The following is a 22782-nucleotide window of genomic DNA, read 5'->3' as shown; positions in this document are numbered from 1 at the left end:
CCGCCCTAAGCCGACCGCAAGCGCTCCGCCAGCCCGGACGCCCGCACCACACGCCGCTGCACCGCAGCCCGCACCGCCGACTCGGAGCCGATCACCCGAACCCGGTTCTTCGCGCGCGTGACCGCGGTGTACAGCAGCTCGCGCGACAACAACCGCGAATCCTCTTGCGGCAGAAGCACCGTCACCTCGTCGGCCTGACTGCCCTGGCTCTTGTGGATGGTCATCGCGTGCATCGTGTCGACATCTGACAGCCTGCCCGTCGCGAACTCGAGCCGCTCCGCGCCCGCGATCACCGCGCGCAGCACGCCGTCACGCACCACGGTGACGCCCGTGTCGCCGTTGTACAGCCCGAGCCCGTAGTCGTTGGCCGTCACCAGCACCGGCCGGCCCGCGTACCACGCCGACCAGATCGGCTCGCCCGTCGCCTCCGCCAGCCACCGCTCCACCTGACGGTTCCAATACCGCACCCCGAACGGGCCGCGCCGGTGCGCGCACAGCAGCCGATGCTCGTCCAGCGCACGCAGCGCCTCGTTGGCATCACCCAGGATCGCCGCCTGACGAAGCCGAATCGCTTGCGGGACAACCACTTCGCGTAACCGCTCCGCCGGTTCGTCGGTCTCGATCCACTCGACGTGCTTGCCGCCCGCGCGCAACACCTCGACGACGTCGTCCGCATCTCCGGCGCGGATCGCCGACGCCAGCCTGCCGATCGACTTACCGAACCGGTGCGACCTCGTAAGCGCCGCAACCTTGGCCTCGCCGAGACCGTCGACCAAGTCGGCAAGCACCGCGCCCGCTTCCACCGACGCCAACTGGTCGGGATCACCCACCAGGATCAGGCGCGCATCCGGACGCACCGCCTCCAGCAGCCGAGCCATCATGGTCAACGACACCATCGACGTCTCGTCGACCACGATCACCTCGTGCGGCAGGCGGTTTCCGCGGTGGTGGCGAAATCGCGCCGACGTGTCCGGACGGCTGCCCAACAGCCGGTGCAGTGTGGTTGCGTGCAGGCCCGACAGCGCCTGCTGGTCGGCCGGCTCGAGCTCGGCCACCTGGAGTTGCACCGCCTCTTGTAGCCGTGCCGCTGCCTTGCCTGTCGGTGCGGCCAAAGCGATCCGCAACCGCGTGCCGGCGGCAAGCAACGCCAACAACCGCGCCACCGTCGTCGTCTTGCCGGTCCCTGGCCCGCCCGTGAGCACCGTCAAGCCTTGCGAGAGCGCCACTTCCGCGGCGGCACGCTGCTCCTCGAAGCCCGCCGGGAACAAGCGCTCGATGGCGGCCGACACCGGCTTCGGTTCGGTCGACGTCATCGTGAGCACGTCGCGGCAGACCTGCTGCTCCTCGAGCCAGTAGCGGTCGAGATAGATCAGATCACCATCGACGCGCAGGGCCGGTGGTGACCCGGCCAGCGGGCTGGCCCGCACCGCCGCCAGCCACGCGTCGACGTCCGGCCACGGCAAGCCCTCGACCCCGACCTGTTGCTCGGCTGACCGCAGATCCAGGCATACCGAGCCGTTGCGCAAAGCCCGCACCGTCAACGCCACTGCCAATGCCACCGTTTCGTCGTGTTCGGATGTCAAGACGCAAAGACGCTGCGCGACATGGACATCCGACGATTCGATCACCTCGGCATCGCTGAACACCCGCAGCAGCCCCGTGGCGCTGCGGGCACGCCGCCACTCCACGCTCGTCATGCCGCCACCTCACCCGAATCAAGCAGATCGGACAGCGCCGTGACCAGTGACGCGGGCGGCTGCCAGCTGAACACTCCTGCGGTGTGGCCGTCCACCACAGGAGTGTCCGGCCCGCACATGCCCCGCAGGAAGAGGTAGAGGACTCCGCCCAGATGCTGTTCGGGCGCATACCGGGGCAGTCGCCAACGCAGAAACCGGTGCAGCACAACGCTGTACAGCAGCGCCTGCAGCGGATAGTCGGAATGCAGCATCGCCTCGACCAGCCGCGGCCGGGTGTAGTCGGCGGCCGTCAACGGCCGGCTCGGGTCACCCAGCCAGTTGGTCTTGTAGTCGACGACCACCAACCGGCCGGCGACGCGCAGCACCGCGTCCACCGAACCCGACAGGTAGCCCCTCAGCGGCTGACTGCCCAGCGCCGCTTCGGCCAACCGGTCGGCATACGAGGCCAGCGGATCGTCGGTGGGCAGATGCGCACGCAACAGCTCGCCGACGTCCCGAAGCCGGATCTCCGGTGCGGCAGTGCGCAAATCGCCGCCGGCAAGCGGGAATTCGAAGTCCATCTCCCGCATCCGGTCCTTCAGGCCGATCTGCCGCAGCGTCGACCCGTCCACCAGCGGGCCGAGCGGAGTGTCGTGCAAGGGGACCATCGCGGCCGCCATCTCGGATGCCGGCACGTCGACCGGCCACCACACCGCGTGCTCTTGAATCCGTGCCTCCAATTCAGCGGCCAGGTCAGCGGCGAACGGGTCGGCCGTCTCCAGCACAGCGTGCACCAACGTGCCGAACTTCGCGCCCGTCGGCAGCTCCGCCATCGGCGACGACACGTCCGCGCCGGCGGCCGCCGACACCAACGGAATCTCCGCGACCTCGTCGTCGAGTTCGACCACTTCCGGTTCACTGCTCACCGGAGACGACTCAGCGGCGCGGATCAACCCCGAATACGACGTCCGCCGCCACGACGTGTCGATGGACCGGTGGAAGTGCCGCACCCCGAGGTGGGACGGCGTCTTCTCTGGTGGCAACGCAGGCACCGACCGCACCACCGACTCCTCGACGACCGGGCCGCCGGCGGCTTCCCACTCCTTGAACCGCGCCAGCGCCTCGTCATCCGAAACCTTGTCTGGCATACAGCGATGCGGCACCAGTGGCTCGCCCGGCTTGCGGCCTCGCAGCAGCCGCGACAGCCCGCCGTTCGGCTCGTCGAAGGACGGCGCCCACCACGCGACCACCTGAGCCTGCGCCCGCGTCATCGCGACATACGTCAGCCGGCTGTCGTCGCTCGCATCTTCAGCGCGACCCAGCCGCGACACCGCGGTGAAGTCCGGGCTGTCGCTGCCGCCGATGTGCAGGCAGCGGGTGTCGCCGTCGTGATAGAGCACGATTTCGCGGGTCTGCACGTTGCGGTTGAACGCGAACGGCAGATACACCACCGGGAACTGCAAACCCTTGGCCACCCATACGGTCATGATCTGCACCGCGGCGGCGTCATTGTCGAGTCGACGCGAGCGTTCCTTCGCGCCGCTTCGCTCCTCGCGTTGGGTGCGCAGCCAATCGCGCAACGCGGGCAGGCTGAAGTGCTCGCGGTGCGCCGCCTCCTGCAGCAACTGGGTCACGTGTGCGAGGTCGGTCATCAGCCGTTCGCCGCGCTGCCATGACAGCACCCGGTCGCTCATCCCGTTGCGCTGGGCCGCTTCGAAGATCGCGGCGACACCGCGTTCGCGGGCATGACCGGCCCACTCCCGCAACGTCTCTGCGACCTCGTCGGTGAGGTGGTCACCGCCGTCGGCGAGCTCGTCGGCGGTCTTGCCGAAGAACATGGTCGCCGCGGCGGCGCGAACCATGCCCGAGCGGTGCGGCTGATCGAACGCCTCCAGTAGACACAGCCAGTCCTCGGCGGCTTCGGAGGTGAAGATGTCGGTGTCACCGGTGTAGACCGCCGCGATGCCCGCGTCGCACAGGGCCCGGTAGCAAGCGCGCGCGTCTTTGTGGTTCTCGACGATCACCGCGATGTCGCGCGCCTCGATCGGGCGGCCGTCGAACGTGGCACCACTGGCCAGCAGATTGCCGACGTCAGCGGCGAGGTCGCGGGGGATGTGGTCGCGCAATTCGGAGATCGGCAGTACCTTGATTCCGCTGCGGCCCAACGTTTCTCGGCGCACGACGCGGAGCCGGAACGGGTCACCGGCGCCGTTCAAACGTGATCCTTGGTGATGAGCGTCGACCTTGTGCACGACGATCCGCGGGTCACCGAGCTGCGCGCCACCCAGCACGGCTTGCAGCCGCTGCACCAGCGCGCCGTCGCTGCGCCAGTTCTTGCCGAGCGTCATTCTGGTGCCCGCCGTCTCGGCCGCCTTCAGATACGTGACGATGTCCCCGCCGCGAAACGCGTAGATTGCCTGCTTCGGGTCGCCGATGAGGATCAGCGTGGAGCGTTCTGTGAATGCGCGGTCGATCACCTTCCATTGCACCGGGTCAGTGTCCTGGAACTCGTCGACCATCACGATCGGCCAGCGGTGATGCATCCGCGCTCGAGCCGGCGAATCGTCGGCGTCCAGGGCGTCAGCGAGCCGGCTCAGCAGGTCGTCGTAGCCCAAAATTGCCTTGCGGCGCTTGCGGATTTCGAGTTCCTCCAGAACGTCCTTGGCGAACCTAATACACACCGCGGCGCGCGAATCGGGATCGGGGTGTGCGGGCCTGAGCTCGGTAGCGGGATTCTTCACCACCTCACGTGCGAGCTCTAGGGCGTCGGCGTGGCTGAGCAGCGGGTCGTCGCGCTCGTTGCCGAAATGGCGCAGATACAGATCGTCGACGATCTCGGTGACCAGCTCCTCAAGGCTTTCCACCAGCGTGACGCCGGAATCCGTGTCGCCCGCCACGCCCAGCGACCTGAGCACCATCTGACAGAACTGGTGCGTGGTGGCGATGGTCGCTGCGTCGAAGGCCGCCAGCGCGTCGCGCAGCCGTCCTTTCCGCCGGTTTCGCTCTTCGCCGGTTCCGGTGACCAGGTGCTCGACAACTTGGTTGTCGCCGATACGGCTCGGATTGTCGAAAGCGGCTACGGCGTCGACGATTTGGCACCGCACGCGGTCGCGCAGCTCCTGGGTGGCAGCGCGCCCGAAGGTGATCAACAGCATCTGGTCGAGCGTCGCTACACCCTCGGCGATGTACCGCGTGACCAGACCGGCCAGCGCGAACGTCTTGCCCGTACCCGCGCTGGCTTCCAGCACCGTCATCGAACACGGCGCGGGCAGCGGACCCAGCAGGTCGAAAGGATCCATCACACAAGCGCTCTCAACAGTGGCAGCCACAGTCGTTGCGCGTACTCGTCGAGGCCTTTCGCGAGGAGGTCCCTGAGCCAGGCGCCCTCACCGAATGCGCGGACGTGCGCCGGGTCGGCATCCTCACCGGGATAACGGTCGGAGCGCCACCGATAGCCGGCTGCGCGCTGCGGGTCATCGTGGCTGTGCACGGCCGCTGCCCAGGCGTAAGACGTTTTGACCGGCAGCGGCAGCGGTTTACGGCGGCCCTCGTCGTACATGGCGACAAGGTCTTTCAACAGCTTCAAGGCGGTGTCGGCCGGCCCGGTCAGCTCATCGGTTTTCGGTGTGGTGCCCCGCTTCGGGCGACCGACGCAGATTGCCGCCCACTCTGACTGCGGAGCGTGAGCGACCAGCGCCAGCAACGGGATCCACGACTGCATCAGGTGGCGGCCGTCGAGCTTCGAGTACGTCACCGACACGAGCCGATTCCCGTAGACGGGTGAGACCGTGCCCGTCAGGCGCCGGCCGTCGTCGAGATGGATGTCGACGTCGACCGCGCTGGGCTCTGCGTGTCGATATGGCCCGGCGGTCTCAGCCAACAGCGCGGCCTGGTCGCGAATCTCGGTGGCCTTACGCCAACCCAGCCAACCTGGCGGCAGGGTGCCGCGGCGCCATTCGGCATGCCGGGCCTGGTCGGGGTCCATGCCGTTGAGCATGTCGTGCAGCATCCGGTCGCCGACCGTCCATTCCTCGAGCGCGTTGATGTCGACGGGCATGGCGTCCTCGACGCCGTCGACCTCCCACGGCAGCGTGAAGTCGAGTGCCCTGAAGAACCCCTTCACCGGATCTTTGAAGAAGGCGACGAGGTCGGCGAGCACGACGTCGTCGGGTACTGGCTCGGGAAGGGGGCCGTCGATGAACGGTGGACGTGGGTGCCGGTCCGCCGCGCGGGCGTGGGCGGCGTTGAGGACGGTGGGGTCGAACGTGAACGGTTCGTCGGGGATCAACTTGCCAGGGATCACGTTGCGAGTGTCGAAGGGCTGCAACGGATGTTTGACGACGACGTCGTGGCGCACGTGGCGTTCCGTCGTCATGTCGAGGGTGTCGAGCAGTTCGGCCAGCGGCACTGCGGGCGGCCGTTCCTGCCCCGAGTATTCGTTGGCGCCGGTGTAGGTGATGACTAGCTTCTCGGTGGCCGCGCCGATCGCGTCGAGCAGCAGTTGCCGGTCTTCCGAACGGATGTCCCGCTCGCCGGTCATCGGGTTGCGGGCGAGCGCGTCGTCGCCGTCGACCACACCTTGGCGCGGAAATACGCCGTCGTCCAGTCCGACGAGGCACACGACCCGGTGGGGCACTGAGCGCATTGGCACCATCGTGCAGACGGTCAGCGTGCCGGTGCGGAAGTTCGCGCGTGTGGGGCGTCCGGCGAGGTGGCGTTGCAGGATTGCTTTGACGTCCGGCAGTCGCATCGGTGTGTCCGTGCGATCTCCGGCGTGGGTCAGCACGCCGCCGAATTCGCGCTGCAGTTGGCTGGTCTGCCAGACATCGTCGTCGCCGACTCGGGTGAGCAGTTCGATGGCTTCGGTGAGATCGGTCAACCACTCGTTCAATGGCTTTGTGCCGCTGAGATTTTCGACGGCATGCCTGAGGCGGTCGATGTATTCGGCCAGCTGGCCCGCGAGTTCGACGCGGTTGCTGCTGACGTCGTCGAGCGGCAGGGTGGCCTCGAGCCAGGCGCGTGAGTCGTCGGACATCGCGACACCGGCGAGCACACGGTCGATGCCGAATTGCCATGTGTTCTGGACGAAGTCGACACCGAACGGCTGGCGATGCGCGCGGTCGAAGCCCCACCGGATGTTGGCCTGGCGCACCCAGCGAGTGATGTCTTCGAGGTTGTCGTCGGTGAAGCCGAACCTGGCTCTTACCGGCGCGGCTTGCGCGAGGTTGAGGACTTCGGTGGCGGTGGCCCTGCCGCCGGCGAGTTCCAGGAGTTGGGACGCGACGCCGAGCAGCGGGTTGGTTTGCGTCAGCGCGCGGTCGGCGAGCTTGACGCGCAGCTGGTGTGCGGGATGGACGCCCTTGATCATGTCGCCGAGGCCGAAGCCCGCGACGATCAGCGGTGCGTAGGTCTCGATGTCCGGGCACATCACGAGGATGTCCCGCGGCTCCAGCGTCTTGTCGTCTTGGAGCAGGCCGAGTAAGACTTCGCGGAGCACGTCGATTTGGCGGGCCGCCCCATGGCAGCTGTGGACCTGGATGCTGCGGTCGCGTGTGGTGTGTCTGCGCCCTTCGGGCCTGATGGCGTTGGCGGTGATGTCTTGCTGCAGCCAGCCGAGCAGCGTGTCGGGTTTGGTTGTGCCGCCCAGATATTCGTCGGTGTGAGGCTCCGGCAGGTTGCGTTGGAGCTCACGGAGGTCGCGGCCGAGTGTGGCCAGCAGCGGGTGCTCGACGTGGCGGTGGCTGGTGTCGTCTTTTCTCAGGATGGGGCCGTGGTGGTCTTGGAGCTTGTGCCAGAGGTCGTCGCTGGGGTGCGGCAGCCACAGGTGAAGGTCGTGATGGGTGGCTAGCGCTTGCAGCAGCTCGACATCGGTGATCGCCAGCCGGGTGTGGCCGAACAGTGAGAGTCTTTGCGGAAGGTCAGTAGGCGACTCCTGCAGCCGCGCACCGGTTTTGGCGTGCCTGATGTGCGGTGGGTCGGCGTCGATGCGGTGGACGAGTGCGCGCCACAGTTCGGGTTGCCAGCTGAGGTCTCGGTCGAGGCCTTCGGTGGTGCCGCGGAGCCACGCTTCGAGCAAGTGTGGGCGTTGGCGGGCGTAAGAGGCGAAAAGCCCCGCGAGGCGTCGGGCGACGGCGTAGCGCCGGCCCTGTCTCAGTTCCTTTTCGTCGCCGCAGGCGAAGTGGCCGAGGTGGGTGGCGAGCGTCGTGCACCACGGCTCGTCGAGGCTTCGGTCGACGACGTCGAGCAGGGGCCACACCATCGCGTCGGGGGACCAGGGGTCGTCGTCGACGGTGTTGGTGATCTCCGCGATCAGCGACTGCGGGTTGCGGAACGCGATGCCGGCGCAGACACCGTCGGATTCGTGGGCGCGGCCGAGGATGTGGGACAGGCGCTGGCTGAGCCAGCGTTCGACGCCCTTGGCGGGGACGATGACGAGCTCCTCGGCGAACGGGTCGGGGAGCGGGTCGGACAGCAGCTTGCCGAGGCCGTCAGCTAGGAGGTCGGTGCGCTCGGCACGGTGGAGATGAAGCATTGACGGTCACGATATGCCGCGGCACCGACATCGCGGTGGTAGCAATTCTGCTACCCTCGGCGCTGTGGCCACGATCCCGCAGAAGGAACTCCGCAACAACGTCGCCGAGGTGCTGCGTCGCGCCGAGGCTGGCGAGGAGCTGACGATAACGGTTGCCGGCAGACCGGTGGCTCGGCTCGGGCCCACTCGGCACCGGCGATGGGTTACCGGCCCGGCGCTGCAGGCCATCTGGCGCACAGCCCCTCCGCAGACACTGGAGCATGATCTCGAGCGACTTCCTGCCTCGCTGGTCGATCCGTTCGAGTAGCGATGCGTGCGCTTCTCGACACCTCCGTGCTCATCGGTGAGGCAGCGCCGAATGGTGTCGAGGCGGCGATCAGCGTCGCTTCTATCGCAGAGCTGTATTTCGGTGTGTTGGTCGCTATTGATGACGACGAACGCGCCCGCCGTGCGGTCCGGCTTGGAGCGATTGAAGCCACGTTCGACCCGCACCCGATCACAGATGATGTGGCCCGCGAATGGGGCCGGCTGTCAGCCGCCGTAATGAACCGTGGCGGCCAGCCGCGTCGGCGTGCGGTCGACCTCGCAATCGCCGCAACCGCAAACATCCTCGGTGTCCCGCTACTTTCGTTCGACGTTGGCGACTTTCGCATCATCAGCGACCTCGTGGATGTTCGTCGTCCGACTGAAGTCGGGAGCTAGCCGGATCGAATATCTGCGACACGCGAACATTCCTCAACTCGTCAGCACCACCCGCCGACGTCAAGCCTCCGCCGACGTCAAGCCTCCCGCATCGGCCTGTCGAGCGCACGCGTATCGGTCGTACGCTCGACGGATGAAAGCCGTCGCCTGCACCAAGGCCACGCTCGAGGTCGTCGAACTGCCGGTCCCGGTACCCGCGAAGGGCCAGCTGCTCATCGACGTCCTCCGGTGCGGTATCTGTGGTTCGGACCTGCACGCCCGACACCACTGCGACGAACTCGCCGACGTGATGACCGAGTCGGGGTACGACGACTTCATGCGGTCGGATCAGCAAGTCGTGTTCGGGCACGAATTCTGCGGGGAGATAGTCGATTACGGCCCAGGTACCAGGAAGTCGCCACGCCCCGGCACGGTCGTCGTCGCGATGCCGCTGTTGCGCCGCGGCAAGGAGGTGCATGCGATCGGGCTGACCACAAAGGCGCCGGGGGCCTACGCCGAGCAGCTTCTCATCGAACAGATGTTGGCGTTCCCGGTGCCGAACGGGTTGACACCTGAGGTAGCCGCTCTCACCGAGCCGATGGCCGTCGGCTTGCACGCTGTGCGCGTCAGCGACGTGGGTAAGGGCGACGTCGCGATCGTCATCGGCTGCGGGCCGATCGGTTTGGCGGTGATCTGCATGCTCAAGGCCGTCGGTGTCCGCACCGTGATCGCCAGCGACTTGTCGTCTGCTCGACGTACTCTCGCGATGGCGTGCGGAGCGGACGCAGTAGTCGATCCCGTACAGGAGTCGCCGTACGAGGCGGCCGCCGGCCACGGCCACCTCGACACCGTGTCCGACGCATTCGGGCGCATCAGCGCGCTCGAAACGCTGCACAAGCTGCGCGTGCCATGGTGGCATTTGTTGCGGGCCGCGGAAGTGGTGGGGGCGGCGGCGCCCAAGCGTCCGGTGATCTTCGAATGCGTCGGCGTGCCGGGCATGATCGACCGCATCATCGCCGATGCACCCCTGTTCTCCCGGATCGTGGTGGCCGGCGTGTGCATGGGTGCAGATCGCATCCGTCCGGCGATGGCAATCAACAAACAGGTCGACCTACGGTTCGTGTTGGGCTACACGCCATTGGAATTCCGCGACACGCTGCACATGCTCGCGGACGGAAAGGTCAACGCCGCACCGCTGATTACTGGGACGGTCGGGCTGCCGGGTGTTGAATCTGCGTTCGACATGCTTGCCGATCCCGACAAGCACGCGAAGATCCTCATCGATCCGAAAAGCGATGCGACAAGCCCGTGATACCGCTTGTGCATTTGCCTCATGAGCGAGAGCTGTGGCCGACGTGAGCCAAGTGGACAATGCGCTCAAAACACCCTCGATCAACCCTTGTGGGCACGATACTTTCGCAAGGGCGACAGTCGACGCGGAGGTAACCATGGCGATCAGCCGAGTAGTGGCGAGTTCAACGGCGGTGTGCGCCTTCGCGGCCGTCGTGGGCGGCCTGCCCACTGCAACCGCAGACCCCCCACCGGCATGCGGTCCCGACCAAGCCACCGCCATCGCCATCGCGACCGCCCACGACCGCCACGAGTCCATGACCCAAGGTCCCTGGAACCCCAACCCGGTCATGAGCAATTTCGACCCGTGCGCGAACCTGTCCGGCGTCGTCCTGACCATCGACATGGCCAAGCCGTCGTCGCCACGTCAGGTCTTCCTGTTCAACCGCGGCAACTACGTCGGTAACGCGCTCACTCGCGGCCAACCTTTCACCACCATCGACGTGGCTGCATCCACGAAGGACACCCTGATCGTCGACTATGTGTCCGGCCGCACCTGCGGAACCTGCACTGACGGCAAGGTCACTCCGGTCCGCTACTACTGGGACGGCGCCCGTGCCGTCATGGCCGATCCCATCCCGCCCCGCCAGGATTGGCCTATCCCGTAGGCAGCCGCCAACATATGACCGAGCCGCTGGCCTGGACCCTTACCGACGGCCGCGAGCTCTTGTTCTTCGCGTTACCCGGCCATACCCCGATGCCGGTCACCGACCGACGGTCCCTGCCCGAACACGAACATGCCTTGGCCGAGTTGCGCTTTGACCGGCAGACCGGCCAGTGGATCACGATCGCCACGGCCCGCCAAGACCGCACCTACAAGCCGCCCTCCGACGAATGTCCGCTTTGCCCAAGCCCTTCCGGCCTGACCAGTGAAATTCCTGCCGACGACTACGACGTCGTGGTCTTCGAGAATCGCTTCCCGAGCTTCACCGGCCACGCGACCGACCATCTCGCCGCACCCGACGGCAACCTCTTCACCGCCGCGCCCAGCCGCGGCCGCTGCGAGGTCATCTGCTTCTGCAGCAACCACACTGGCTCGTTCGCCGAGCTCGACCAGGCGCACGCCCGCCTCGTCGTCGACGCGTGGCGTCACCGCACCGCCGATCTGATGGCTCGACCTGGTGTCGCCCAGGTCTTCTGCTTCGAGAACCGCGGCGAGGAAGTCGGCGTGACCCTGACCCACCCACACGGCCAGATCTACGGCTACCCGTTCCTCACGCCCCGCACCGAGGTGATGCTGCTCCAAGCACGCCGTCACCGAAAACGCCATGGCATTAACCTCTTTGAAGATCTCCTCCACGCCGAGCGTTCTGACGGCCGACGCGTGGTCCGGCAGACCGGGCACTTCACCGCGTTCGTCCCCTTCGCCGCCCGCTGGCCGGTCGAAGTCCACATCTACCCGAACCGGTTCGTACACAACCTGACCGACCTCCACGACGACGAACTCGACGAGTTCACCGAGATCTACCTCGACATCCTGCGCCGCTTCGACCGCCTGTATTCAGCGCCCCTGCCCTACATGTCCGCGCTGCATCAGTACGCCGACACCGACGTCCAGCGTGAGGGTTACTTCCACGTCGAATTGATGTCGATCCGCCGCAGCGCCACCAAACTGAAGTACCTCGCCGCCTCGGAATCGGCCATGGACGCGTTCATCAGCGACGTGACACCCGAAGGCACCGCGCAGCGTCTGCGTGAGGCTTGACGTGATCCGCTATGCCGCACCTGGGCGGGTCAACCTGATCGGCGAGCACACCGACTACAACCTCGGCTTCGCGCTGCCGATCGCACTGCCCCAACGGACCGTCGTCACCTATGCGCCAAGCGGTTCCGCCACGCTGGCCGTACGCAGCGACGCAGCAGACGGTCTTGCTCAGATCGCACTCGGCACTGCCCCCGGCGATGTCAGCGGCTGGGCGGCTTACGTCGCCGGCGTGCTATGGGCACTGCGCCGTGCCGGCTATCCGGTGCTTGGCGGCGACATGTCGATCTCGAGTGATCTCCCGATCGGCGCGGGTCTGGCGTCGTCAGCGGCGCTGGAGTGCGCAGTGCTGGGTGCACTGATCACTGCCAAAGGCCTACGCCTGAATCCCGTCGAGCAGGCGCAGATCGCGCAAGCGGCCGAGAACCACTACGTCGGCGCCCCCACCGGACTGCTCGACCAATTGGCAAGTCTCTTCGGCGCACCGCGCACCGCGATTCTCATTGACTTCCAATCGCTTTCGGTGCAGCCCGTCCCGTTCGATCCCGATGCATCCGACGTTGCGCTGCTGCTCATCGACTCACACGCGCGGCACCGCCACGCCGACGGCGAGTATGCAGCCCGCCGCGCCTCATGCGAACGCGCGGCCGCAATGCTCGGCGTTTCGACGCTACGTGCCGTGCAAGACTCCGCAGCGTTGGATGCGCTCACCGGCGTCGACGCCCGTCGCGCACGCCACGTTCTCACCGAGAACCAGCGGGTGCTGAATTTCGTTGCTGCCCTTGGTAATCGCGACTTCGAAGCCGCCGGCACGATCTTCACCGAATCCCACCGATCAATGCGCGACGACTTCGACATCACCACTGACCACATCGATCTGATCGCCGACGCCGCGGTGCGAGCCGGAGCGCTGGGTGCGCGGATGACCGGCGGCGGCTTCGGCGGCTGCGTGATCGCACTCGTACCCGTCAACCGGCTCGACAACGTCGCGGAAACCGTACGCGACGTCACCCACCGCGCCGGCTATCCCGCACCGACGGTCACGCGCACGACGGCAGGGCCCGGCGCCATGGAATGCTGACGCGATGACGACCCCGAACCTCAGCCGCTCCGTCGCCGGCCGGACGGCCTTCATCACCGGCGCCGGCAGTGGAATCGGCCGCGCGACCGCAGAAGTCTTCGCCGCCGAGGGCGTGCGGGTGGCGCTCGCCGACATCCAGTCCGACGCGGTGCACCAGGTGGCCGACGCCATCCGCCAACGAGGCGGGCACGCAACGGCTTACCGCCTGGATGTCGCCGACGCGGCGGCGGTCGCCACGACTGTGCCCGAAGCCGCCGACGCGCTCGGCGGCTTGGATTTCGTCGTCAACAACGCCGGAGTTGTGCGCCCGACCGCGTTGGACGACAAACAGTACGACGACATCTGGCGGTGGCAGCTGGACGTGATGCTGACCGCACACCAGCGGATCGCCCGGGCGGCGCTGCCGTATCTGCGGCAGTCGTCGTGCCCGCGGATCGTCAACCTGGCCTCAACCGAGGCGATGGGCGCCACCCGCGGCAACGGCATCTACGCCGTCGCCAAGCACGGCGTGGTGGGCCTGACGCGTGCGCTCGCGGTCGACCTTGGGCGCGAGGGCATCACCGTCAACTGTGTCTGTCCCGGACCGATCAACACCGCACTCACCGAGCGAATCCCGGTCGAGCACAAGACGATCTTCGCGAAACGTCGGACTGCCCTCGGCCGTTACGGCGAGCCGGCGGAAATAGCGCACATGATCCTGAGCCTGTGCCTGCCGGCAGCCTCTTACATCACCGGTGCGATGGTGGTCGTCGACGGCGGGATGACTGCCCGCAACGCCTGACGCCCGGCGTGCACGATCAAGTCCGAGAATCGGAAGGTCTAGGGAACTCGGCGGCGATTGTCGTGCGGATCTCGTCCAGCACAGCCGCCCGTACCTTCAGCTTGCTTTCCTTGTGTGCCCGCGCGTCCAGCGCAGCGAAGCCCTTGGCGACTTCCTGTGCGCGCGGACGCACCATGTCCGCCTCGACCAACTCGTCGAGATATCCTGCGGCAAGAGCGTTTTCGCCCTTGAACTCGTAGGCGAGGTTGACGGCACGCTGAATCGCCCCGGGCGTCAATCGATTTCGCATGATCGCGAGAGCCGGACCCGGCATCGTGAGCCCAATCGCTACCTCGTTGGCCTGGATGCGGTGCGACGGCGCGCCGATCAGGTAGTCACCGCAGAGCATCAAAAACGATCCCATCGCGATGCAATGGCCGGTACACGCCATCACCATCGGCTTGGAGAACGCGAGAACCCTTGCGGCGAGCTCGAATCCGCCGACGAGCATGTCGAGAGCGGCATCGCCGCCGCCCGTCAGCACCTTGAGGTCGAAGCCGCCGGAGAACACGCGGTTGTTGCCGGCTATCACCACCGCCTGCACGCCTTCGAGTTCAGCGTGGTCGAGCGCCTCGTTGATCTCGAGCTGCATGTCCGGCGACAGCGCGTTGACCTTGCCGTCGTCCATGGTGATCGTCGCGACCGAGTCGTCGACGCTGTAGTGAACCCGTTCTCCCATGGCCACCGACGTTACTCAGACGCCCATCAGCATCCGCCACTGCTCCAGGCTGGTCGGGCGGAACACGTAGTTGGTGCGACGCACCTCCGACAACGACGCGCTCGGCTCAGCTGAGTACCAGTGGCCGGGGTAGACGGTCGGGTCGCCCGGCAGCTTCGCCAGCTGATGCAGGCTGCGGTACATGGCGTCGACGTCGCCGCCTGGGAAGTCGGTGCGGCCGCAGCCTTCGAGGAACAGCGTGTCGCCCGCGACCAGGCGCCCGTCGAGAAGGAAGCACTGACTGCCCGGCGTGTGCCCCGGAGTGTGCAGCAGTTCGATCTCGACGTCGCCGATGTTGACCTTGTCGCCGTGCTCATGGGTGGTGAGGTCTGCCAGGGGGATGCCCGTCACCCGTGACACCCACAGCGCCTCATGGCTGTTGACGTGCACGGGTACTTCGGCGTGCTCCAGCAGGTCCGCCAAGCCCTTGAGGGTAAAGCCCATCATCGTGCCGCCGACGTGGTCGGGGTGGTGGTGCGTGACCAGGACCCCGGACAGCCGCATGCCGTCCCGCTCGAGCGCGTCGACCAGATCCTGCGCGGCATACGCGGGATCGACGACGACGGCGTCCTTGGTTTCGCGGTCGCCGATGAGGTAGGCGAAGTTGCGCATCTGCTGGGCGATCATGTCGGTCTTCGCGAAGTCGCGGCCGGACAGCAGCTGGCGGAAGTACAGGCGATCGTCGCTGGCCATGTGTTCAGGGTATTCGGCGTCTGGCAGACGAAATTGGTGCGGGTGGGACCCCGCGGGCGGCCATAGGCTGAATCGCATGTGGGCGACAGAGGCTGATATGAGTGGGCTCGAGGCTGCCGCAGCGTTGCTTCGACAGCATGCCACGCAGCTTGTGGTAGGCGCGGCGCCACTTGGACCGTCGCACCAAGCGACGGTTGCTGCGGTGCACGACGTTCATGCCGGAGTCTCGACAACATCAGGGATGGTCAAACGCCGGATCGAGGCGCTGGCATCCAGGATTTCTTCAGCAGCGGGTGATTACTCGCGAACAGAAAGCGACTCCGGCAGGACAATCCGCGCAGTGGGGCAATCCGCTTATGCCAGCTAACCCGACGCTGTCACAACTGCGCCGTTGGAGCACTGAGCATCTCGAGATCGCGGCAGTGCAATGGGCTGATGCCGCCAACGCATGGGACAACGCCTTCAGAACCGCTGACGGCATCGTGCAGAATCCTGGCGGAACGGAATGGCACGGATCGGCGGCGGCTGCTGCACAAGCCAGGACGCGGGCTGACCGGGCCAAGGTCGTCGACGTCGCCGATGCATTGCACGGGGCTGCCGCCATGGCGCGTTCGGGTGCAACGGAGATTGCCGCCGCCCAGCAGCGCGCCATTGCCGCTGTCCATCAGGCGCAGGCCGCGGGCCTCGTCGTCAATGAGGACTTGACCGTGACATCACACGCACCGCCCACAAGGGCCCAGGCTGCCGAGATGCAACGCCTCGCCGCGGCTGTTCACCAGCGGGCGGCCGCATTGGATGCGGTCGACCGGAGTGTCGCGGCAAAGCTGACCGCCGTGCGAACGGAACTGGACCGCTTCGGGTTTGAGTCGCTGCCCGGCCGCCGCGGATGTTGTGGCGAGGCCATCCAGGCGATGGGCGGTCCGCCGCCTGATACTCCACTCCTCATCTGGTGCGATGACACAGGGCATACGGCGTATGGGTTCGCCTGCGTGATCCACTACCCGAACGGCAAGCACGAGGTTTTCTACTCGCCCACCGACGAATCCGGAACGATGGGATGGTGATGGGACCAACAACCCCGGTAGAGGGCTTGCCTCCCAACGATGGGTCATCGTTCTACTTCGTGCCTCAGGCATGGCAGCGCCCAGACGGCACATGGGAGGCGCGTTATCCCTGCCGGGACTGGACGGCGTCCGGTGAAACACGTGAAGCAGCGATCGAGGAACTGCGTACTGAGGACCAACGTCGTGCGTCCAGCGAAAAGGGCTATATCGTCGCGGTTCTCCGCGCTGCCACACGTCATCTGGATGATCCGATTCCCGGGGTGTACCGGATCCCTCCGGAAGTGCGCGCCGAGGCGATGGCCAGCGGCGATCCAGAAGCTGTGTACGACCGCTACATCGCCCAGGTCGACTCCGGCGAGCGCTGATCCGCCAGGGTGCCTCCGCTTGTCAATCGCTGTGCAGCCGCACCATCCTGGTGGTGCTGGTTTCGTCGAGGTCGACGAGGTCGGAACGCGATCTGAGGAAGTCGCTGAAAGAGCGATAACCCAGGGCCTTCTCGCTGAACGACGGGTCCATACGCTTCATCTGGGCCTTGACCGCGGAATTGTGCAGCCATTCGGTGTCGTCGCGTTGCAGGCCGATTCGCAGTGCCCGCTCCAGAAGGTCGGTGGCGACCTGCTGCGCGTCCGGAGGCGACGGTTCCCCCTCCACCGCAGGTGCCGCCTTGCGCCGGGCACGCTTCTTCGGTGCCTCTTTCGAAGGGACGCCCGGAAGGGCGTCGTAGGTGACGAACTCGTCGCACGCGGCCGCCAGCGAGCCACTGCTCGCTCCTGCCACGCCGATTCCGACGACGTAGCGACCAAGGCGCTTGCAGCGCTGGGCCAGCGCGATGTAGTCGGAGTCACCGCCGACGATGACGACGTGCGTGAGGTCGGGAAGCCGGAACATGTCTTCGACCGCGTCGACCGCAAGCCGGATGTCCGCGCCGTTCTTCCCGTATGCCGCCGCGGGGAACAGCTGCACCAGATCCACTGCGCGCGCCACCAACTGGCCGCTGTAACCCGCGTTGACGTCGGCCGACCAATCGGCATAGGCGCGGGTGAGCACCAAGGTGCCGAACGACGAGGCGAAGTCGATGATCGCCCCGACGTCCACGGTGGCCTCCGCGAGCCGCTCGGCCGTCAGCCCGCGCGCCTTGTCTTTCTGGAACGAGTTGCGGCCGTGGATTTGGTCGTACCGCGATATCACGATGTTGTCGAAGTCGAGGTACACCGCAACGCGGGTCGCACCACCGTCAGCCATGGGCTCAATCTAGGGTCCCCCCTGCTGCGGCTACCGAGATTTGTCGCTTAGAGGCGGGCATGTCGGCCTTTACCGGCAGTGACGTCCCCGAGCCCGATGGGAGCTATTCGCCGGAGGAAGTCGGGGGAAGACCCGTCGTGCCCGCCTCTAAGCGACAATCCGCGGTGTCGGACCCCCATGTCAGGGTCCGGTCATGACGAAGCGGTTACTGCGCGGAACGGAATTGCGCTACGTGCTGACTGACCATCTGCATGTTCACGGCCCTGCAACGGTCGCGGACCTCGCGGTGATGCTGGCCAGGTGGAACTTCGTCACAGACGGGCGGCCGTCGAAAGCCATTTCTGATGCATTGCGGTGGGAAATCCGGCTCGGGCGGGTGTGGAGACGTCGGCGCAACCTCTACAGCGCGGCCTCGATGCCGCGGTCGACGGAGTACCGCATTCACACGCGGGTGCTGGCTCTGCGCGACGAGGCCGCGGAATTGTCCACAACAGGCGGCAACAACGACGTGTACCCCGACCCGGCGCGGCCGTTGCGGCACCGGGCAGACCGCAAACCGCACTGACCTCCTGTTTGGCGGGCCAGCTAGCCACGCTGTACCCTCTACAAGGCCCAATGCGCGGGTCAAGGCCCCCTTAGCTCAGTCGGCAGAGCGTTTCCATGGTAAGGAAAAGGTCAACGGTTCGATTCCGTTAGGGGGCTCGGCGGACGCCGGGTGGACTGGCGGTGCCTCAGCACAAGGCGATGTAGCTCAGTCGGTTAGAGCGAACGACTCATAATCGTTAGGTCGCCGGTTCGAGTCCGGCCATCGCTACAGGACAGGAAGAACAAGAAGGGCAGCAGAAGTGGCCTCCAGCACGGACATTCGGCCGAAGATCACGTTGGCGTGCGAGGTGTGTAAACACCGCAACTACATCACCAAGAAGAACCGCCGCAACGATCCCGACCGGCTCGAACTCAAGAAGTTCTGCCCCAACTGCGGCAAGCACCAAGCACACAAAGAGACCCGCTGAGGTAGGTTCGCCAGCCGTGTCTTTGTCCGACAGGATCGTCGGGATGCACTTTCGCTATCCCGACTACTACGAAGTCGGCCGGGAAAAAATCCGCGAGTACGCCGAGGCCGTCAAGAACGACCATCCCGCGCATTTCGACGAGAAAGCGGCGGCGGAGCTCGGCCATGACGGGCTGGTGGCGCCGTTGACCTTCATTTCGGTGTTCGGTTACCAAGCGCAGTCCGCGTTCTTCGAGAATGCGAACGTCGCCATCAAGGACGCCAAGATCGTGCAGGTCGACCAGGTGCTCAAGTTCCACAAGCCGCTCAAGACCGGCGATCGGCTGTACTGCGACGTCTACGTGGATTCGGTCAGGCAGTCGTTCGGCACCGACACGGTGGTCACCAAGAACGTCGTCACGAATGACAAGGGCGAAGAAGTCCTGGAGTGCTATACGACGCTGGTCGGTCGCAGTGACGAAGAGGGAGATGAGGGCTTCAAAGATGCCATTGCGTGAATTCAGTTCGGTGAAGGTCGGGGATCAGCTGCCCGAGAAGGTCATCACGCTGACCCGCCAGGACCTGGTCAACTACGCCGGCGTGTCCGGTGACCTCAACCCGATTCACTGGGACGACGACATCGCCAAGCAGGTGGGCCTCGACACCGCGATCGCCCACGGCATGCTGACCATGGGTCTGGGCGGCGGCTACGTGACCTCTTGGGTCGGTGACCCGGGCGCGGTCACCGAATACAACGTCCGGTTCACTGCCGTCGTCCCGGTTCCCAACGACGGCAAGGGTGCCGACATCGTGTTCACCGGCCGCGTGAAGTCGGTTGATCCCGAGACGAAGTCGGTGACGATCGCGCTGTCGGCCACCACGGGTGGGAAGAAGATCTTCGGTCGCGCCGTCGCGACCGCGAAGCTGGCGTAACCATGGCGCTCAAAACCGATATCCGCGGAATGGTCTGGAAATATCCCGACTACTTCGAGGTCAGCCGCGAACAGGTCCGCCAATACGCCGCAGCGGTCAAGGCATACGATCCGGCCAGCCACAACGAAGAGGCTGCCCGCGAACTCGGCTACGACAGCCTGGTGGCACCGCTGACTTTCGCGGCCATCTTTGCGGTGATGATCCAGCGGCACTTCTTCCAGCACGTCGACATCGGCTTCGAGACGTTGCAGATCGTCCAGGTCGACCAGAAGTTCAAGTTCCACCGGCCGATCATGGCGGGGGACAAGCTGTTCGGGACCATGTACGTCGAGTCCGTGGACGAGCGGTTCGGTGCCGACATCGTGACCACCCGCAACGTCGTCCAAGACGAGAACGGCGAGGTGATCATGGAGGCCTTCACCACGATGATGGGCCACGAGGGCGACAACTCGATCTCGGCGAAATGGGATCCGGAAACAGGGCAGGTGGTGCGGACCGCCGTCGGCGCGTAGGCGGTAATCGGATTGGTAAGTCCGACGCGGGCCGATGTACACTCGGACCTCGGGGTTTCCCCACGTCAGCGCGCTGTCCGTCGGTAATTGGATCGACCGCACGGGGAGCGCGCGAATTGTGTGGGCCCCTGAACGCATACAGGTTGGCCTGCCAACCTCTAGGGGCGTAGCTCAACTGGCAGAGCAGCGGTCTCCAAAACCGCAGGTTGCAGGTTCAAGTCCTGTCGCCCCTGCAGAACCGAACACGAAGTGATCGTGGACACTGGAGGGTGGACACGGCGAAGGCACGAACGGAAGGGCATGCGGTGAGCGACGAGCGCGAGGCTGCCGGCGCCGCAGGCGACGGCGAAGACACCACCGCCAGCGGTCGGACCGCGGTCGCCACTCGGCCGCTGCGCCCCACCGGCAAGCGGTCCCGGCAACTGACCGAGGCCGTCGAGGCCGAGCCGATCGAAAAGGCCGGCGAAACAAAGGATGGCGGCAAGGGCAAGGCCAAAGCCGCAAAGAAGACCGGCCCGGACAAGGGTCGCGGCAACCCGATCGCGTTCGTCATCAACTACCTGCGGCAAGTCGTTGCCGAGATGCGCAAGGTCATCTGGCCGAACCGCAAGCAGATGGTCAGCTACACCTCCGTGGTGCTGGCTTTCCTGGTCTTCATGGTGGCGTTGATCTTCGTCGTCGACATCGGCTATGCGGCAATCGTGCGTGGCGTGTTCGCCGGCGACTGGGCATTGAAATTTAAGTAGGGAAGGACAAGGACCGTGACAACCCCTGACGGCGTCGAGGGCTACTCCGAGGAGCAGCCTGACGCCGAGCTGTCCGCGGGTGCGGCCGTGGATGTCGACGAGCGTTCGGCCGACGAGGCCCCTGCCGACGAGGCCCCTGCCGAAGAGCTCGACCCGGCCGAGGCGCTCAAGGCCGAGCTGCGTTCCAAGCCCGGCGAGTGGTACGTCATCCACAGCTACGCCGGCTACGAGAACAAGGTGAAGGCCAACCTCGAGACTCGCGTGCAGAACCTCGACGTGGGCGACTACATCTTCCAGGTCGAAGTGCCCACCGAAGAGGTCACCGAGATCAAGAACGGCCAGCGCAAGCAGGTCAACCGCAAGGTGCTGCCCGGCTACATCCTTGTCCGCATGGACCTCACCGACGAGTCCTGGTCGGCCGTGCGCAACACGCCGGGCGTCACCGGCTTCGTCGGCGCGACGTCGAAGCCGTCGCCGCTGTCGCTCGACGAAGTGGTGAAGTTCCTGCTGCCACAGGGTGCGGGCAAGAAGACCGCGAAGGCCGCGACCGCCGGCGCTGCCGCTGAAACCGGCGGAATCGAACGGACGCCGGTCGAGGTCGATTTCGAGGTCGGCGAATCGGTGACCGTCATGGACGGCCCGTTCGCGACGCTGCCCGCCTCGATCAGCGAGGTCAACGCCGAACAGCAGAAGCTCAAGGTGCTGGTGTCGATCTTCGGCCGCGAGACACCCGTCGAACTGACCTTCAACCAGGTCGCAAAGCTTTGATTTCGGTGCGCTAACCGGCGCTGAGCGCATGAAAACGCACCGAAATCGCAAAGGAAAGGAAGAGCATGCCCCCGAGAAAAAAGGTCGCCGGGCTGATCAAGCTGCAGATCCAAGCCGGCCAGGCCAACCCCGCGCCGCCCGTCGGCCCGGCGCTCGGCCAGCACGGCGTCAACATCATGGAGTTCTGCAAGGCCTACAACGCCGCGACCGAGAACCAGCGCGGCAATGTCGTGCCGGTGGAGATCACCGTCTACGAGGACCGCAGCTTCGACTTCAAGCTGAAGACGCCGCCTGCGGCCAAGCTGCTGCTCAAGGCTGCCCGCGTGGACAAGGGTTCGGCTGAGCCACACCGCAACAAGGTCGCGAAGGTGTCGTGGGACCAGGTCCGTGAGATCGCCGAGACCAAGAAGGAAGACCTCAACGCCAACGACATCGACGCCGCGGCGAAGATCATCGCCGGGACTGCCCGGTCAATGGGCATCACCGTCGAATAACGGAACAACCATCTGTGGGAGGGCTGGCATCGGCCCGCACCACGGCTCCAACACCACGATTGGATGAATGAATGAGCAAGAAGAGCAAGGCATATCGCGCGGCCGCTGAGAAGGTGGATCGCACTCACCTGTACTCGCCTCTCGAGGCGGTCAAGCTGGCCAAGGAGACGTCGTCGAAGAATCAGGACGCCACCGTGGAGGTTGCGATCCGGCTCGGCGTCGACCCGCGTAAGGCCGACCAGATGGTGCGCGGCACCGTCAATCTGCCCAACGGCACCGGCAAGACCGCTCGCGTCGCGGTGTTCGCCGTCGGTGACAAGGCTGAGGAGGCGCTGGCCGCCGGCGCCGACATCGTCGGAAGCGACGATCTGATCGAGCGGATCCAGGGTGGCTTCCTCGACTTCGACGCCGCCATCGCGACGCCGGACCAGATGGCCAAGGTCGGTCGGATCGCACGCATCCTCGGTCCGCGTGGCCTGATGCCCAACCCCAAGACCGGCACCGTCACCCCCGACGTCGCCAAGGCCGTCAGCGACATCAAAGGCGGCAAGATCAACTTCCGCGTCGACAAGCAGGCCAACCTTCATCTGGTGATCGGCAAAGCGTCGTTCGACGAGAACAAGCTCGTCGAGAACTACGGCGCCGCGATCGACGAGGTGCTGCGGGCCAAGCCGACCGCGTCGAAGGGCCGCTACCTGAAGAAGATCACCATGTCGACGACGACGGGCCCGGGCATCCCGGTGGATCCGTCAGTGACGCGGAATTTTGCCGAGGTGTAG

24 protein-coding genes and 3 tRNA genes are annotated in these 22782 nt (G+C 65.9%); 21 read left to right on the top strand and 6 right to left on the bottom strand.

What is annotated here, in order from left to right; all coding sequences use genetic code 11:
- Positions 1 to 5 precede the first annotated feature (5 nt).
- The 3 genes from recD to recC are packed head-to-tail and all read right to left on the bottom strand — an operon-like array spanning position 6 to position 8208.
- Positions 6 to 1697 carry an exodeoxyribonuclease V subunit alpha gene (recD, locus tag AC5Y4C_RS02840; RefSeq protein ID WP_499963322.1) on the bottom strand — a complete coding sequence of 564 codons (1692 nt, stop codon included), beginning with the start codon at positions 1695 to 1697 and terminating at the stop codon, positions 6 to 8.
- Complete coding sequence (recB, locus tag AC5Y4C_RS02835; RefSeq protein ID WP_499963320.1) at positions 1694 to 4975, bottom strand: exodeoxyribonuclease V subunit beta; 3282 nt, start codon at positions 4973 to 4975, stop codon at positions 1694 to 1696. Before recB ends, recD begins: the two co-directional genes overlap by 4 nt.
- Complete coding sequence (recC, locus tag AC5Y4C_RS02830; protein ID WP_499963318.1) at positions 4975 to 8208, bottom strand: exodeoxyribonuclease V subunit gamma; 3234 nt, start codon at positions 8206 to 8208, stop codon at positions 4975 to 4977. The genes recB and recC overlap by 1 nt, the downstream gene beginning before the upstream one ends.
- A 64-nt stretch (positions 8209 to 8272) precedes the next feature.
- Here recC and AC5Y4C_RS02825 point away from each other — a divergent pair, with 64 nt between their 5' ends.
- The 7 genes from AC5Y4C_RS02825 (at position 8273) to AC5Y4C_RS02795 (ending at position 13803) form a co-directional block, all read left to right on the top strand.
- Positions 8273 to 8515, top strand: a complete 243-nt coding sequence (locus AC5Y4C_RS02825) for a type II toxin-antitoxin system Phd/YefM family antitoxin (protein WP_499906124.1) — start codon at positions 8273 to 8275, stop codon at positions 8513 to 8515.
- Between the two features lie 2 nt (positions 8516 to 8517).
- Complete coding sequence (locus AC5Y4C_RS02820) at positions 8518 to 8910, top strand: PIN domain-containing protein (RefSeq protein WP_499963316.1); 393 nt, start codon at positions 8518 to 8520, stop codon at positions 8908 to 8910.
- A gap of 133 nt (positions 8911 to 9043) precedes the next feature.
- The gene (locus AC5Y4C_RS02815; protein ID WP_499963315.1) at positions 9044 to 10201 is read left to right on the top strand and encodes a zinc-binding dehydrogenase; all 1158 of its coding nucleotides are present in this window, start codon (positions 9044 to 9046) and stop codon (positions 10199 to 10201) included.
- 136 nt (positions 10202 to 10337) lie between these two features.
- Entirely contained in the window at positions 10338 to 10847 is a 510-nt protein-coding gene (locus tag AC5Y4C_RS02810) for an LppP/LprE family lipoprotein (protein WP_499914526.1), read from the top strand.
- A 14-nt stretch (positions 10848 to 10861) separates the two neighbouring features.
- A complete protein-coding gene (galT, locus tag AC5Y4C_RS02805) occupies positions 10862 to 11944 on the top strand; it encodes a galactose-1-phosphate uridylyltransferase (RefSeq protein WP_499963313.1) in 1083 nt (360 codons plus the stop codon).
- A complete protein-coding gene (locus AC5Y4C_RS02800; RefSeq protein ID WP_499963311.1) occupies positions 11934 to 13022 on the top strand; it encodes a galactokinase in 1089 nt (362 codons plus the stop codon). Before galT ends, AC5Y4C_RS02800 begins: the two co-directional genes overlap by 11 nt.
- Positions 13023 to 13026: 4 nt before the next feature.
- A complete protein-coding gene (locus AC5Y4C_RS02795; RefSeq protein WP_499963309.1) occupies positions 13027 to 13803 on the top strand; it encodes an SDR family NAD(P)-dependent oxidoreductase in 777 nt (258 codons plus the stop codon).
- A gap of 16 nt (positions 13804 to 13819) precedes the next feature.
- Here the strand turns inward: AC5Y4C_RS02795 and AC5Y4C_RS02790 are convergent, their stop codons facing one another.
- Together AC5Y4C_RS02790 and AC5Y4C_RS02785 are read right to left on the bottom strand one after the other, a co-directional pair.
- Positions 13820 to 14521 (bottom strand): crotonase/enoyl-CoA hydratase family protein, encoded by a 702-nt coding sequence (locus AC5Y4C_RS02790; RefSeq protein WP_499963307.1) that lies wholly within the window; start codon positions 14519 to 14521, stop codon positions 13820 to 13822.
- A 15-nt stretch (positions 14522 to 14536) separates the two neighbouring features.
- The gene (locus tag AC5Y4C_RS02785) at positions 14537 to 15253 is read right to left on the bottom strand and encodes an MBL fold metallo-hydrolase (protein ID WP_499914537.1); all 717 of its coding nucleotides are present in this window, start codon (positions 15251 to 15253) and stop codon (positions 14537 to 14539) included.
- Positions 15254 to 15447: 194 nt separating this feature from the next.
- Here AC5Y4C_RS02785 and AC5Y4C_RS02780 point away from each other — a divergent pair, with 194 nt between their 5' ends.
- The gene (locus AC5Y4C_RS02780) at positions 15448 to 16317 is read left to right on the top strand and encodes a hypothetical protein (RefSeq protein WP_499963305.1); all 870 of its coding nucleotides are present in this window, start codon (positions 15448 to 15450) and stop codon (positions 16315 to 16317) included.
- 59 nt (positions 16318 to 16376) lie between these two features.
- On the top strand, positions 16377 to 16682 hold the full coding sequence (locus tag AC5Y4C_RS02775) for a hypothetical protein (protein ID WP_500007969.1): 306 nt from the start codon (positions 16377 to 16379) through the stop codon (positions 16680 to 16682).
- Between the two features lie 22 nt (positions 16683 to 16704).
- Here AC5Y4C_RS02775 and AC5Y4C_RS02770 read toward each other — a convergent pair whose 3' ends face one another.
- The gene (locus tag AC5Y4C_RS02770; protein ID WP_499914543.1) at positions 16705 to 17559 is read right to left on the bottom strand and encodes an NYN domain-containing protein; all 855 of its coding nucleotides are present in this window, start codon (positions 17557 to 17559) and stop codon (positions 16705 to 16707) included.
- 193 nt (positions 17560 to 17752) lie between these two features.
- Here AC5Y4C_RS02770 and AC5Y4C_RS02765 point away from each other — a divergent pair, with 193 nt between their 5' ends.
- The 12 genes from AC5Y4C_RS02765 (at position 17753) to rplA (ending at position 22782) form a co-directional block, all read left to right on the top strand.
- Positions 17753 to 18124, top strand: a complete 372-nt coding sequence (locus AC5Y4C_RS02765; protein ID WP_499963301.1) for a hypothetical protein — start codon at positions 17753 to 17755, stop codon at positions 18122 to 18124.
- 64 nt (positions 18125 to 18188) lie between these two features.
- Positions 18189 to 18261 (top strand) — tRNA-Thr (locus AC5Y4C_RS02760).
- Between the two features lie 38 nt (positions 18262 to 18299).
- A tRNA-Met gene (locus tag AC5Y4C_RS02755) sits at positions 18300 to 18373 on the top strand.
- Between the two features lie 31 nt (positions 18374 to 18404).
- Positions 18405 to 18572, top strand: a complete 168-nt coding sequence (gene rpmG, locus AC5Y4C_RS02750; RefSeq protein ID WP_499906171.1) for a 50S ribosomal protein L33 — start codon at positions 18405 to 18407, stop codon at positions 18570 to 18572.
- Between the two features lie 16 nt (positions 18573 to 18588).
- Positions 18589 to 19068 (top strand): (3R)-hydroxyacyl-ACP dehydratase subunit HadA, encoded by a 480-nt coding sequence (gene hadA / locus AC5Y4C_RS02745; RefSeq protein WP_499906173.1) that lies wholly within the window; start codon positions 18589 to 18591, stop codon positions 19066 to 19068.
- Complete coding sequence (gene hadB / locus AC5Y4C_RS02740) at positions 19055 to 19483, top strand: (3R)-hydroxyacyl-ACP dehydratase subunit HadB (RefSeq protein WP_499906176.1); 429 nt, start codon at positions 19055 to 19057, stop codon at positions 19481 to 19483. The genes hadA and hadB overlap by 14 nt, the downstream gene beginning before the upstream one ends.
- A 2-nt stretch (positions 19484 to 19485) precedes the next feature.
- A complete protein-coding gene (gene hadC, locus AC5Y4C_RS02735) occupies positions 19486 to 19995 on the top strand; it encodes a (3R)-hydroxyacyl-ACP dehydratase subunit HadC (RefSeq protein ID WP_499906180.1) in 510 nt (169 codons plus the stop codon).
- Positions 19996 to 20155: 160 nt separating this feature from the next.
- A tRNA-Trp gene (locus AC5Y4C_RS02730) sits at positions 20156 to 20228 on the top strand.
- A gap of 72 nt (positions 20229 to 20300) precedes the next feature.
- Complete coding sequence (gene secE / locus AC5Y4C_RS02725) at positions 20301 to 20741, top strand: preprotein translocase subunit SecE (protein WP_499906183.1); 441 nt, start codon at positions 20301 to 20303, stop codon at positions 20739 to 20741.
- 15 nt (positions 20742 to 20756) lie between these two features.
- Entirely contained in the window at positions 20757 to 21509 is a 753-nt protein-coding gene (gene nusG / locus AC5Y4C_RS02720; protein WP_499963299.1) for a transcription termination/antitermination protein NusG, read from the top strand.
- Between the two features lie 65 nt (positions 21510 to 21574).
- Positions 21575 to 22003, top strand: coding sequence for a 50S ribosomal protein L11 (rplK, locus tag AC5Y4C_RS02715; RefSeq protein WP_499906187.1), 429 nt, complete (start codon positions 21575 to 21577; stop codon positions 22001 to 22003).
- A gap of 71 nt (positions 22004 to 22074) precedes the next feature.
- On the top strand, positions 22075 to 22782 hold the full coding sequence (gene rplA / locus AC5Y4C_RS02710; protein ID WP_499906190.1) for a 50S ribosomal protein L1: 708 nt from the start codon (positions 22075 to 22077) through the stop codon (positions 22780 to 22782).

The organism is Mycobacterium sp. NGS35, assembly GCF_059812855.1.
Note: the sequence above shows the minus strand (reverse complement) of the source record. Positions and strands in the feature narration are given on the sequence as shown.

Coding starts and splice junctions, on each gene's coding strand:
- recD (WP_499963322.1), bottom strand. CDS start 1,697: ATGACGAGCGTGGAGTGGCGGCGTGCCCGCAGCGCCACGGGGCTGCTG.
- recB (WP_499963320.1), bottom strand. CDS start 4,975: ATGGATCCTTTCGACCTGCTGGGTCCGCTGCCCGCGCCGTGTTCGATG.
- recC (WP_499963318.1), bottom strand. CDS start 8,208: ATGCTTCATCTCCACCGTGCCGAGCGCACCGACCTCCTAGCTGACGGC.
- AC5Y4C_RS02820 (WP_499963316.1), top strand. CDS start 8,518: ATGCGTGCGCTTCTCGACACCTCCGTGCTCATCGGTGAGGCAGCGCCG.
- AC5Y4C_RS02815 (WP_499963315.1), top strand. CDS start 9,044: ATGAAAGCCGTCGCCTGCACCAAGGCCACGCTCGAGGTCGTCGAACTG.
- AC5Y4C_RS02810 (WP_499914526.1), top strand. CDS start 10,338: ATGGCGATCAGCCGAGTAGTGGCGAGTTCAACGGCGGTGTGCGCCTTC.
- galT (WP_499963313.1), top strand. CDS start 10,862: ATGACCGAGCCGCTGGCCTGGACCCTTACCGACGGCCGCGAGCTCTTG.
- AC5Y4C_RS02795 (WP_499963309.1), top strand. CDS start 13,027: ATGACGACCCCGAACCTCAGCCGCTCCGTCGCCGGCCGGACGGCCTTC.
- AC5Y4C_RS02790 (WP_499963307.1), bottom strand. CDS start 14,521: ATGGGAGAACGGGTTCACTACAGCGTCGACGACTCGGTCGCGACGATC.
- AC5Y4C_RS02785 (WP_499914537.1), bottom strand. CDS start 15,253: ATGGCCAGCGACGATCGCCTGTACTTCCGCCAGCTGCTGTCCGGCCGC.
- AC5Y4C_RS02770 (WP_499914543.1), bottom strand. CDS start 17,559: ATGGCTGACGGTGGTGCGACCCGCGTTGCGGTGTACCTCGACTTCGAC.
- AC5Y4C_RS02765 (WP_499963301.1), top strand. CDS start 17,753: ATGACGAAGCGGTTACTGCGCGGAACGGAATTGCGCTACGTGCTGACT.
- hadB (WP_499906176.1), top strand. CDS start 19,055: ATGCCATTGCGTGAATTCAGTTCGGTGAAGGTCGGGGATCAGCTGCCC.
- hadC (WP_499906180.1), top strand. CDS start 19,486: ATGGCGCTCAAAACCGATATCCGCGGAATGGTCTGGAAATATCCCGAC.
- rplK (WP_499906187.1), top strand. CDS start 21,575: ATGCCCCCGAGAAAAAAGGTCGCCGGGCTGATCAAGCTGCAGATCCAA.
- rplA (WP_499906190.1), top strand. CDS start 22,075: ATGAGCAAGAAGAGCAAGGCATATCGCGCGGCCGCTGAGAAGGTGGAT.